The sequence below is a fragment of the Janthinobacterium glycogeni genome, assembly GCF_051380725.1.
Lineage (GTDB): Bacteria > Pseudomonadota > Gammaproteobacteria > Burkholderiales > Burkholderiaceae_D > Janthinobacterium.
This window is the reverse complement of the sequence record NZ_JBNYXP010000004.1, coordinates 1-12,013: the sequence shown is the minus strand read 5'-3', so window position 1 is coordinate 12,013 and position 12,013 is coordinate 1. Positions and strand designations below refer to the sequence as shown.

Below are 12,013 nucleotides of genomic sequence, written 5' to 3'. Positions count from 1 at the left end.
AGCATGAACCGCATTTTCAAACAGCTCGGCTGGGCAGCGCTTGCGCTGGCAGGCGCCGGGTCCCTGGGCGTCGTCGCCCTGCAACGTGGCGAACCGATCAGCGCGATCTGGATCGTCATCGCCGCCGTCTGCGTCTACCTGATCGCCTACCGCTTCTACAGCCTGTTCATCGCCGACAAGGTGCTGGGCCTCGATGCGCGCCGCATGACGCCGGCGTTCAAGCACAACGATGGCCTCGACCATGTGCCGACCAACAAATATGTGCTGTTCGGCCACCATTTCGCGGCGATCGCCGGCGCCGGCCCCCTGGTCGGCCCCGTGCTGGCCGCGCAGATGGGCTATCTGCCCGGCATGCTGTGGATTTTGGCGGGCGTCGTGTTCGCCGGCGCCGTGCAGGATTTCATCGTGCTGTTCATTTCCATGCGCCGCGACGGCCGCTCGCTGGGCGACCTGATCAAGGCTGAACTGGGCGAAATCCCCGGCATGATTGCGCTCCTGGGCTGCTTCATGATCATGGTCATCATCCTGGCCGTGCTGGCACTGATCGTCGTCAAGGCGCTGACGGGCTCGCCTTGGGGCAGCTTCACCGTGATGGCGACGATTCCCATCGCCCTGTTCATGGGCGTATATTCGCGCTTCATCCGCGTGGGCCGCATCGGCGAGATTTCCATCATCGGTTTTGTGCTGCTGATGCTGGCCATCATCGGCGGCCAGTACGTGCAGGAACACGCGGTGCTGGGCCCGATGTTTACGTTCACGGGCACGGAACTGACGTGGATGCTGATCGGCTACGGCTTCATCGCCTCGGTCCTGCCCGTGTGGCTGCTGCTGGCGCCGCGCGACTACCTGTCTACTTTTCTTAAAATCGGCACGATTCTGGGCCTGGCCATCGGCATCATCGTCGTTGCGCCTTACCTGAAAATGCCGGCCATGACCAAGTTCATCGACGGCTCCGGCCCCGTCTGGTCGGGCAATCTGTTCCCCTTCCTGTTCATCACGATCGCCTGCGGCGCCGTTTCCGGCTTCCACGCGCTGATTTCCTCGGGCACCACGCCGAAGATGATAGAAAACGAAAGCCACGCCCGCTTCATCGGCTATGGCGCCATGCTGATGGAATCGTTCGTGGCCATCATGGCCCTGGTGGCCGCCTCGACCATCGAGCCCGGCATCTATTTCGCCATGAACAGCCCGGCCGCCCTGATCGGCACCACGGCTGAATCGGCCGCACAGGCCATCTCGCAGTGGGGCTTCTATGTGACGCCGGAAATGCTGACGCAGACGGCCAAGGATGTTGGCGAGCACAGCATCATCTCGCGCGCCGGCGGCGCACCGACCCTGGCCGTCGGCATGGCGCAGATTCTTTCCGGCGCCATCGGCGGCAAGGCCATGATGGCTTTCTGGTACCACTTCGCCATCCTGTTCGAGGCGCTGTTCATCCTGACGGCCGTCGATGCGGGCACGCGTGCCGGCCGCTTCATGCTGCAGGATTTGCTGGGCAGCTTCGTGCCCGCCTTGAAACAGACGGAAAACGTCATCGCCAACCTGCTGGCCACGGGCCTGTGCGTGGCGGCCTGGGGCTACTTCCTGTACCAGGGCGTGGTCGATCCATTGGGCGGCATCAATACCCTGTGGCCGCTGTTCGGCATCGCCAACCAGATGCTGGCGGCCATCGCGCTGATCCTCGGCACCTGCGTGCTGTTCAAGATGAAACGTGGCCAGTATGCGTGGGTGACCATCACGCCGACCATCTGGCTGCTGCTGTGCACCCTGACGGCGGGCTGGCAAAAGATTTTCGACGCCAACCCGCGCGTCGGCTTCCTCGCGCATGCGAAGAAATACTCGGCGGCATTGGATGAAGGCACCCTGCTGGCGCCGGCCAAGTCCGTGGCGCAGATGCAGCAGATCATCTTCAACGACTACCTCGATGCCGGCCTGGCCGCCTTCTTCGTGGTGGTCGTCGTCAGCGTGCTGTTCTTCGGCATCCGCACCATCATGAAGGCGCGCGCCGACAGCCGTCCAAGCACCAAGGAAACGCCGTTCCAGGCCATGCCCACGGTGCAATGATGATCGATGAAATCATCAAGGCGGGTCGCTATCTGGGGCAAAGCATGCGGCTCATGTGCGGCTTGCCCGAGTACGACACCTACGTGGCGCACCGGGAAGTCACCCATCCCGGCGAGCCGATGATGACGTATGAAGAGTTCTTCCGCGAACGGCAGGAAGCCCGTTACGGCGGCGCGGGCAAGCGTGGCGGTTGCTGTTAGCGGACACCTGACCCAGCCTACTGCGCGTCGGTATAGGCGGCTTGCGATGCTCACCGCCTCGGCGGCCCCGTACAAAGTACGGTTGCGCTTCTCGGCCACCTCTCCCTTCCGCTCGCTACGGCTGAGTCAGGTGTTGTTGCTCAGCAATAATTTGAGGGCGGTCTTGTGAGACCGCCCCATTCATTTCCTCTCGTATAAGTTCCCCTCCCCTCTCGTCCCTTAGACCCACATCAATATCAGGGTGTGTCTTCGCGTCTATATTTTTCCAATAGGAATTAAATAACAGTCAACGGGCGACCGGGGAAGCAGCGACGCATGTTCAATTTCCAACGCTCCAGCATCAGCCAGAAGCTGACCATGATCTCGGTACTGTCGTCGGGCTGCGCGCTGCTGCTGGTGTTCGTGGCGTTCGCGCTGACGTCCGTGCTCAGCCACAAGAACGATGAAGGCAAGCAATTGCTGTCGCTGGCGGGCGTGATCGGCGCGGCCAGCGCGGCGCCGTTGCTGGCGGGGAAATCGGCACAGCCGCAGGCGGAACAGGTGCTGGCCGCGCTGGCCGCGCGCGATGAAATCGCCCAGGCGGCCCTGTTCGACAAGGGGGGCCGCCTGTTCGCCCTGTACCGCGCGCCGCAGCACGAAACGGAGTTCGCGGGCCTGGCGGCGCCGGAAGACATGGACCCGGCCCTGCTGGCCGACATGGCCGTGCAGCCCGTCACGCAAGGTTCGGGCACGACCCTGGCGCCCGCCATGCGCTTGTACCATCCCGTCTACCGGCCCGGCGAGCCGCAACAGATCATCGGCGCCGTGCTGATCGAGGCGGACCTGAACCACATGTGGCGCGACATCGGCCGCCACGTGGGGGCCATCGGCGGCGCCACCGTGCTGTCCTTCCTGATCGCCGTGTTCCTCGCGCGGCGCTTCAAGAGCGTGATCGCCGAGCCGATCACCAAGCTGATCGATACGGCGCAAAAAGTATCGAGCAGCCAGACCTACAGCCACCGCATCGCGCACCAGCGCAGCGACGAGCTGGGCGTGCTGATCGACAGTTTCAACGACATGCTGGCGCAGATCGACAGCCGCGACAGCACCCTGGCCAATTACCGCGACCAGCTCGAGCGCCAGGTGGGAGTGCGCACGGCGCAGCTGGAAAAGGCCAAGGATGCGGCCGAGGCGGCCAGCCAGGCGAAGAGCGCGTTTCTCGCCACCATGAGCCATGAGATCCGCACGCCGATGAACGGCGTGCTGGGCATGACGGAATTGCTGCTGGCCAGCCCTTTGAGCCCGCAGCAGCGCCACTACACGAGCATGGTGCAGCGCTCGGGGCAGAATCTGCTGGTGATCATCAACGACATCCTCGACTTTTCCAAGATCGAGGCGGGCAAGCTGAGCGTGGAATACATCCGCTTCAATTTCCGCGAATTGCTCGACGACATAGAACACGTGTTCGCGCCGCAGGCGGAAGCGAAAAACATCAGCCTGGAATTCGACATCGCGTTTGACATTCCCATCGCCATCTGCGGCGACCCGAACCGTTTGCGCCAGATCATCGTCAACCTGCTGGGCAACGCCATCAAGTTTACGGAAACGGGCAAGGTCACCGTGAAAGTGACCGTGTGCAGCGAAGACGCGCCCAGCGTGGGCTTGCGCTTCGAGGTGCACGACACGGGCATCGGCGTATCGAACGAGGCGCAGACGCGCATCTTCGAATCGTTCTCGCAGGCGGACGGCTCGACCACGCGCAAGCACGGCGGCACGGGCCTGGGATTGACGATCTCGAAACAGCTGGTGGAGCTGATGGGCGGCACTATCGGCGTTAATAATGCTTTAACGCAAGGATCGATCTTCTGGTTCGAAGTAAATTTCGATAAGCGGAGAGTCGACAGCGACGACCCGTCCTTCAACCTGAAAACCACGCGAGGGTTACGCGCCTTGATCGTCGACCACACACCCGCCACGCGCGCCGTGCTGGAGCGGCAACTGGCCAGCTGGCACATCGTCAGCGACAGCGCCGGCACAGCCAGCGACTGCCTGGCCAAGCTGCGCGCGGCCGCGCAGGCGGGCACGCCGTACGGCGTGGCCCTGCTCGACATGGAATTGCCGCGCACCAGCGGCCTGGCCCTGGCCGCCACCATCAAGAGCGACCCGCTGCTGGCCGACCTCAAATTACTGCTGCTGAGCACGGAACAGGCGGCGGCCGACCCCGTGCAGCGGCGCGAGGCGGGCGTGGCCTTCCAGCTGATCAAGCCGGCCCGCGAATGCGACCTGTTCGACTGCATCGTCACGCCGCCGCGCGCCAGCGACAGCCTGCGCATCGTTCCGCCGCACACGGGGCGCCATGCCCTACGCCACCCCGGCCGGCGCCAGCGCCGCCGCGTGCTGCTGGCCGAGGACAATCCCGTCAACGTGGAAGTGGCGCTGGCCATGCTCGACAGCCTGGGCCTGGACGTGGTCTGCGCGCGCAACGGCGAAGAAGCCCTGCAGGCGGCGCAGGCCGAGGATTTCGATCTGATCCTGATGGATTGCCAGATGCCCGTGATGGACGGCTTTGCCGCCACGGCGGAGATCCGCCGCCATGAACAGCAGTGCGGCCACGCGCGCGTGCTGCCCATCGTCGCCATCACGGCCAATGCGCTGCAGGGCGACCGCGAAGCCTGCCTGGCGGCCGGCATGGACGATTACCTGAGCAAACCGTTCACGCAGCAGGATCTGGGCCACACGATTGCGCGCTGGATCACCCTGCCGCGCGCGGCCACCGTGCACCACAGCGAAGAACCGCAAGCGCTGCCGGAGGTGCCGCCCGAACCGCCGCCCGAGGCAACGCCGCCATCCGCCGCCACGATGTCGGGCCAGCCGCTGAACCGCCAGGCGCTGGAAAACATCCGCGCCCTGTCGCGCGCCGACGGCGATGCGCTGCTCGAACGGGTCATCGAGGCCTTTGTCGGCGAGACGCCGCGCCAGTTGATCGCCATGCGCGAAGCGATCGCCGGCGCGGATGCGGAAGCGCTGCGCAAGGTGGCGCACAGCCTCAAATCGGGCAGCGCCAACGTGGGCGCCGACGGCCTGGCGCAGCTGTGCAAGGAGATGGAAAAACTGGGCCGCGCCGGCAGCACCGAGGGCGCGGCTGCCCTGCTGCAGCAGATGCAGCAAGCCTTCCTGGCCGTACGCGAATCGCTGAAGGCCATCCTCGTGAAGGAACACTGACATGACAGCGCCCCTCTCCCCTCCCCGCGGCCTGGTGCTGGTGGCCGACGACGATCCCGTGATGCGCTTGCTGATGCGGCAAATGCTCACGCAGGTGGGCCTGGACGTGATCGAGGCCGAAGATGGCGTGCAGGCGCTGGCCAGCTACAAGCACAGCGGGCCGGATCTCGTCATGCTCGACGTCGACATGCCGGCCATGGACGGCTTTGCCGTGTGCCGCGAAATCCGCCACCAGGAAGTGGGCGGCACGGTGCCCATCATCATGGTCACGGGCGGCGACGAACTGGAAGCCGTCACGCACGCCTACGAGGTGGGAGCCACCGATTTCATTTCCAAGCCCATCAACTGGCCCATCCTCGGACACCGCGTGCTGTACGTGCTGCGCGCCAGCGACGCCATCGCCCGCCTGCGCATCGCCGACGCGCACAACCGCGCCGTGCTGGCCGCCATCCCCGACACCTTCTTTCGCCTGAATCGCGAAGGCTTTTATCTCGACTACGAACAGGGCCACGACGCCAGCGCGGGCTTTTCCCTCAGCGACTGCGTGGGCAGCCATATCCGCGACGTGCTGCCGCCCGAAATCGCCGCGCGCCTGCTCGACAAGGCGCACGCCGTGCTGACCACGCAGCACATCGGCTCGGTCGACTACACGCTCACGCACGAGGACAGCACGCGCCATTTCGAGGCGCGCCTGGTGGCGACGGGGGCCGACGAGGTGCTGGGCCTGGTGCGCGACATCAGCGAACGCAAGCGTACCGAAGAACAGATCCGCCGCCTCGCCTACTGCGACAGCCTGACGGGCATCCCCAACCGCCAGGCCTTCCTGGAAACGCTGGAGCGGGAACTGGTGCGTTCGAAAGAGCACGACAAGAAATTCGCCGTGCTGTTCATGGACCTCGATGCCTTCAAGCGCATCAACGACACCCTGGGCCACGACGTGGGCGACCATTTGCTCAAGGTGGTGTCCGAGCGCCTGCGCGAAACGATCCGCCCCAGCGACCTGGTGCTGCGCGCCGAATACGAGCTCGATGGCGTCTCCGGCGGCAGCAACCTGGCGCGCCTGGGCGGCGACGAATTCACGATTTTGATACCCGACCTGGAACGGGTGGAAGACGCGCTGAACGTGGCGCACCGGGTCAAGGAAGCCATGCGCCGGCCCTTCATGATCGAGGGACACGAGATTTTCGTCACGGCCAGCATCGGCATCTCGCTGTATCCGGAAGATGGCGAGGATTGCAACTCGCTGCTCAAATATGCGGACACGGCCATGTATCACGCGAAGAACTGCGGCAAGAACAACGCCAAGCTCTATAGTTCCTCGCTGACGATGGAAATCATGAGCCAAGTCAAGATGGAAGTGGGCTTGCGCAAAGCCTTGCAGAACAACGAGCTGTACCTGCTGTACCAGCCGCAGATCGACGTGCCCAGCACGCAGATCGTGGGCGTGGAAGCGCTGGTCCGGTGGCGCCATCCCGAGCGGGGCATCATCTCGCCCACGGAATTCATCCCGCTGGCCGAAGAGACGGGACTGATCGTGCCCATCGGCGAATGGGTGCTGCGCACCGCGTGCAACCAGGCTAAGGCCTGGCAAAACGATGGCGGGCGCGCCATCCGCATGGCCGTGAACCTGTCGGCCAAGCAGTTCAAGGATGAAAACCTGATGCAGATCGTGCTCTCGGCCCTGGCCGATACGGGCCTCGATGCGCGCCTGCTGGAACTGGAATTGACGGAAGGCACCTTGATGGACGATGCGCGCGCCACCATGGTGACCCTGGAGCAATTGCGCGGCATCGGCGTGTACCTGTCCATCGACGACTTCGGCACGGGCTATTCTTCAATGAATTACCTGAAACGCTTCGACGTGCGGGCCCTGAAGATCGACAAGAGTTTTATCGCCGGCTTGCCGCAGGATACGGAAAACGCGGCCATCACGCGCGCCATCATCGCCATGGCGCACGGCTTGAAAATGGTGGTGGTGGCCGAGGGCGTGGAAACGGACGAGCAGCTGCTGATGCTGGAAGAATACGGCTGCGACATGGCGCAGGGATACTTTCTAGGCCACCCGTCGCCGCACGACACGATCACCGCCATGCTGGCCAGGCAGGCGGGCCAGCTGGCCAGCCTGGAAACTAGAGCACTTCGAAGGCAAGGATTTGCGTGACTTGCTGCGGATTAAAATTATCGTCGGAAATCATCACCAGGCTGCGGCGGCCGTTTTCCAGGCGCGGCCCCCAGCTGATGCCTTCGATATTGTCGACGCGGGACAAACCCGTCTTTTCCAGGTCCAGCAGCAATCGCTTGCGCGCCGGCACATAAGTCGCACCCGCCAGGGCGGGGATAGCCTGGATATCGGTGGCGCCATCCGTCTCCATTTCGTAGATGCGCACGTGATTCGTGTAAAGGCCGTCCGCGTTCGCCACGCCGGCCCGCTCCACCACCAGCACCTGGTGGTCGTTGACGGCGAGGATTTCCGACACGCCATTGTCCGCCTCGCGCCCCGGCGCGGGCCGCGACGCCACCGGCTCGATCGGATACGCATACTGGCCCAGCACCTTGCCGGCGCGGTCCAGGCGCGTGATGCGCACCACGGAGCCGTTATCGGGCGTGGCCAGCGGGCCATCCTGGTACAGGGCCGCTTCCATGCCCAGCCACAAGCTCTTGCCATCCGACGAGAAAGACAGTGCCTCGAAGCTCATGTTGTTGCGCGAGCCGACCTCTTTCTTCGATACATTGAACATGGCGGGCGTGGGCAAGGTAGCCAGATAACGCCCATCGCGGTCCGCTTGGCGCACGAACGGGTGCAAGCCCACCTTGCGGTTGCCTTCGCTGCCGTACCACAGGCTGCCGTCCTGCGGATCGACGCGGATGGTTTCGATGTCGGGCACCTGGTCGCCCCGCTCCAGTTTGGCATGCGCCAGGTTCGGGTAGCGGGTGCCGTCGGGCTGCGTGAAGAAATGCACGCTTTTTAAGGTCACGCCGGAGAATTTCTCACTGTTGTAATCGAGCGCGGCGCGGTAGAAGCGGGCCGGATTGATTTCCGAGCGGTCATCGCTTTCCATCACCCAGGTGCCGCTGGCCGCATCGTAATCGATGCCGGACAGGCCGCCCACCGTGGTGCCCTCGAACGGCTGTTTCAAGGCGATGCGCTGTTCGCCGATCAGGCGCAGGCCGCCCACGCCAGGCGCATCGGCGTAATGCGAGGCGGGCGGGATATTGCAGGCGGAGACAAGGATGGCGGCGGACGCCAGGGCAAGCGCGGTACGGAAAAATCGATGCATGACAGGTATCAGTGAGTTGCGTAGGTCGGATTAGCGTAGCGTAATCCGACAACATTGTTGGCCCGGCCGGTAGCGTCGGATTACACTACCCCATCGGTCTTGAGCCGCGCGATGGCGGCCGCGTCAAATCCCAGCGACGCCAGCACCTCGTCGTTGTGCTGGCCCAGCGTGGGGCCCAGCCACTGGGTCTTGCCCGGCGTGGCGGACAGTTTCGGGCTGATGGCGGGTAATTTCACGGGCGTGCCGTCGGCAAACTGGTGCTGCTCAAACATGTCGCGGGCGAGAAACTGCGGGTCGCTCATCATGTCGCGCACGGAATAAATCTTCCCGGCGGGGACGTCCGCCGCCGTCAAGACGGCCAGCGCGCTGTCGATGGTGTGCGTGGCGCACCAGGCGCCGATGGCGTCGTCGATTTCCTGCGTGCGCGCCACCCTGCCGTCGTTGCGCGCCAGTTGCGGGTCGCCCGCCATGTCGATGCGGCCCATGGCCAGCATCAAGCGCTTGAAGATGGCGTCGCCATTGCCCGCGATGACGATGTTTTCGCCGTCGCCCGTCGTGTAGGTATTCGAGGGCACGATGCCGGGCAGCGAGCCGCCCGTGCGCTCGCGCACCACGCCCGCCTGGTCGTATTCGGGCACCAGCGACTCCATCAGGTTGAACACGGATTCATACAGGGCCACGTCGACCATCTGCCCTTCGCCGGCAGCCGCGCCGCCCGTCACGTCGCGGTGGCGCAGGGCCATCATGGCGCCGATCACGCCGTGCAGGGCCGCCACGGAGTCACCGATGGACACGCCCACGCGCACGGGCGGGCGGTCGGCAAAGCCGGACACATAGCGCAGGCCGCCCATCGCTTCGCCGATGGCGCCGAAGCCGGGCAAGTCCTTCATCGGGCCCGTCTGGCCAAAGCCGGACAGGCGCACCATGATGAGGGATGGTTTTTCCTTTTTCAGCTGCTCGTAGCCGAGGTCCCACTTTTCCAGCACGCCGGGACGGTAGTTCTCGATGATGATGTCCGCTTCCAGGGCCAGCTGGCGGGCGATCGCCCGGCCTTCCGGCGCCTTCAGGTTCAGCGTGATACTTTTCTTGTTGCGCGCCTGCACCGACCACCACAGCGAGGTGCCATCCTTCAGCACGCGCCAGGTACGGATGGGGTCGCCGCCATCGGGCGACTCGATCTTGATCACGTCGGCGCCGAATTCGGCCAGCATGCGGGCGCAGAACGGCCCCGCGATCAGGGTGCCCAGTTCCAGGACTTTGATGCCCGCCAAAGGCCCTGCCGACGTTTTCTCTTGCATGATTTAGGTTGCCCTGCGGTCGAGCATCGCGCGGGCAATCGTGCCCGCGTCGACGTATTCCAGTTCGCCGCCCACGGGCACGCCGCGGGCCAGGCGGCTCACGCGCAAGCCCCGCGCCTTCAGCATTTCGCTGATGTAATGGGCCGTCGCTTCGCCTTCATTCGTGAAGTTGGTGGCCAGCACCACTTCACCGACCACGCCATCGTTGGCGCGGTTCAACAATTTTTCCAGGTGGATATCTTTCGGGCCGATGCCGTCGAGCGGCGACAAGCGCCCCATGAGCACGAAATACAAGCCCTTGTAGGTGAGCGTCTGCTCGATCATCAGCTGGTCGGCGGGCGTTTCCACCACGCACAGCAAGCGCTTGTCGCGCTCTTCGTCGAGACAGGTCTCGCACACTTCGTGTTCGGTAAAGGTATTGCACAGGCCGCAGTGATGCACGGCATCGACGGCCTGGAACAGGGCGCGCGACAGCATGGCCGCGCCTTCCCTATCGTGCTGCAACAAATGAAACGCCATCCGCTGCGCCGACTTGGGGCCGACGCCGGGCAGGCGCCGCAGCGCCTCGGTCAGGAATTCAAGCGACTTGGACATGGATCAAGCCTGTCCCGTGCCATGGATCGAGCGCATGCGGCGTTGCATCAGAATGGCATTTTGAAGCCGGCTGGCAAGTTCATGCCGCCAGTCAAGCCTGCCATTTTTTCCGCGGACGTCGCTTCCGCCTTGCGCACGGCGTCGTTGAAGGCGGCAGCCACCAGGTCTTCCAGCATGTCCTTGTCGTCGGCCAGCAAGGACGGGTCGATGGAGACGCGCTTGACGTCGTTCTTGCACGTCATGACGATTTTCACCAGGCCGGCGCCGGACTGGCCTTCCACTTCCACCAGCGCCAGTTGTTCCTGGGCCTTTTTCATGTTGTCTTGCATTGCTTGCGCCTGCTTCATCAGGCCAGCCAGTTGATTTTTCATCATAAGAATGCTCCGTTAATTCAGTTTGTGAGTGTGTTAATCATCAATGCAGGGTCGGCGCGGCGGAGCCGGCCGGTGCAGGGGTAATCGTTCCCGGCACGACAAAAGCGTCGAATGCCCGCTTCATGTCGAGCACAAAGGGATCGCTGGCGATGGTGGCTTCCGCGGCAAGCTGGCACGCCTCGCGGTGGGCCTGCGCTTCCGCGCTGGCCGTGTACCAGACGGCGCCCAGTTCCGTATCGACCGAAACCTTGCGACCGAAGCGCTCGCTCAGCGCGGCCGCCAGTTTTTCCACGTTGGCCGGGCTGCGCCACGTGTCGATCGGCACGCGCAGGCGGAACGTGGTGCTGTGGCCGTCGTGCAGGCATTCGATCAGCTCGGCCTGCACGGCCAGCTGCTGGGCCACGCCGCGCAAGGGCAGCACGGCGGCGACGGCTGGCCAGTTGCCGTCCCAGTCCAGGCCCGGCACGGGCGTAATCACATACGGCCCGCTGGGCGCGGCTTGCTTGGCGGCACGCTGGGGCATGACGACGGCGGGCTGCTCGCTGCTTGGCGCGGCGGGCGCCGACACGGCGGCGGACGCGCTATCGTCGGAAAATTCGGTAACCCACGGCGGCAAGTCGTCGTCTTGCTGCTGCGCTTGCGGCGGCGGGGCGGCAGGACGCGCCTGCTGCACGGGCGCTTCCATCACGGCCACGGGCGGCGCATCGTCCCACGGCGCCGGCGCTTGCGCGGCGGCAGGCGGTGGCGGTGCAGCCTGGACGGGCGCTACCGGGGCGGGCGCCACTACGGCAGCGGCAGCGGCCGGTGCCAGAGCGGCCGGCTTGGGTGCCGACGATGGCGCCGACGGCGCGCTGCCCGGACGGCCTTTCGAGGCGGCGCGGGCCGCTTCCAGCGCCGCATTGATGGCGGCGCGGGCGGAACTGATCGGGGCGCCCGATGCCGCCGGGGCGGCCGCGGCTGCGGGCACAGGGGCGGCGGGCGGCGGCGCCGGTGCGGCAACTGGC

At 64.9% G+C, this 12,013-nt stretch carries 8 protein-coding genes and 1 pseudogene; 4 read left to right on the top strand and 5 right to left on the bottom strand.

What is annotated here, in order from left to right; genetic code table 11:
- Window positions 1–3 precede the first annotated feature (3 nt).
- From ACQ4W4_RS10920 to ACQ4W4_RS10905, 4 genes are all read left to right on the top strand, one after another.
- Window positions 4–2,064 carry a carbon starvation CstA family protein gene (locus ACQ4W4_RS10920; RefSeq protein ID WP_099409947.1) on the top strand — a complete coding sequence of 687 codons (2,061 nt, stop codon included), beginning with the start codon at window positions 4–6 and terminating at the stop codon, window positions 2,062–2,064.
- Window positions 2,064–2,264: a YbdD/YjiX family protein gene (locus ACQ4W4_RS10915; protein ID WP_010396213.1), complete on the top strand. Its 201-nt coding sequence runs from the start codon at window positions 2,064–2,066 to the stop codon at window positions 2,262–2,264. Before ACQ4W4_RS10920 ends, ACQ4W4_RS10915 begins: the two co-directional genes overlap by 1 nt.
- A gap of 315 nt (window positions 2,265–2,579) precedes the next feature.
- A complete protein-coding gene (locus ACQ4W4_RS10910; protein ID WP_436542031.1) occupies window positions 2,580–5,465 on the top strand; it encodes a hybrid sensor histidine kinase/response regulator in 2,886 nt (961 codons plus the stop codon).
- Window position 5,466: 1 nt separating this feature from the next.
- Complete coding sequence (locus ACQ4W4_RS10905) at window positions 5,467–7,626, top strand: putative bifunctional diguanylate cyclase/phosphodiesterase (protein WP_436542030.1); 2,160 nt, start codon at window positions 5,467–5,469, stop codon at window positions 7,624–7,626.
- Here ACQ4W4_RS10905 and ACQ4W4_RS10900 read toward each other — a convergent pair.
- From ACQ4W4_RS10900 to ACQ4W4_RS10880, 5 genes and pseudogenes are all read right to left on the bottom strand, one after another.
- Entirely contained in the window at window positions 7,595–8,743 is a 1,149-nt protein-coding gene (locus ACQ4W4_RS10900) for an esterase-like activity of phytase family protein (RefSeq protein WP_436542029.1), read from the bottom strand. The two genes, ACQ4W4_RS10905 and ACQ4W4_RS10900, sit on opposite strands and share 32 nt — an antisense overlap.
- A gap of 80 nt (window positions 8,744–8,823) precedes the next feature.
- Window positions 8,824–10,041 (bottom strand): CaiB/BaiF CoA transferase family protein, encoded by a 1,218-nt coding sequence (locus ACQ4W4_RS10895; RefSeq protein ID WP_436542028.1) that lies wholly within the window; start codon window positions 10,039–10,041, stop codon window positions 8,824–8,826.
- 3 nt (window positions 10,042–10,044) lie between these two features.
- Window positions 10,045–10,635: a recombination mediator RecR gene (gene recR / locus ACQ4W4_RS10890; RefSeq protein WP_034786598.1), complete on the bottom strand. Its 591-nt coding sequence runs from the start codon at window positions 10,633–10,635 to the stop codon at window positions 10,045–10,047.
- 47 nt (window positions 10,636–10,682) lie between these two features.
- Complete coding sequence (locus tag ACQ4W4_RS10885) at window positions 10,683–11,009, bottom strand: YbaB/EbfC family nucleoid-associated protein (RefSeq protein WP_034759121.1); 327 nt, start codon at window positions 11,007–11,009, stop codon at window positions 10,683–10,685.
- Window positions 11,010–11,049: 40 nt separating this feature from the next.
- Window positions 11,050–12,013: pseudogene (locus tag ACQ4W4_RS10880) on the bottom strand (DNA polymerase III subunit gamma/tau); the annotation flags it as partial.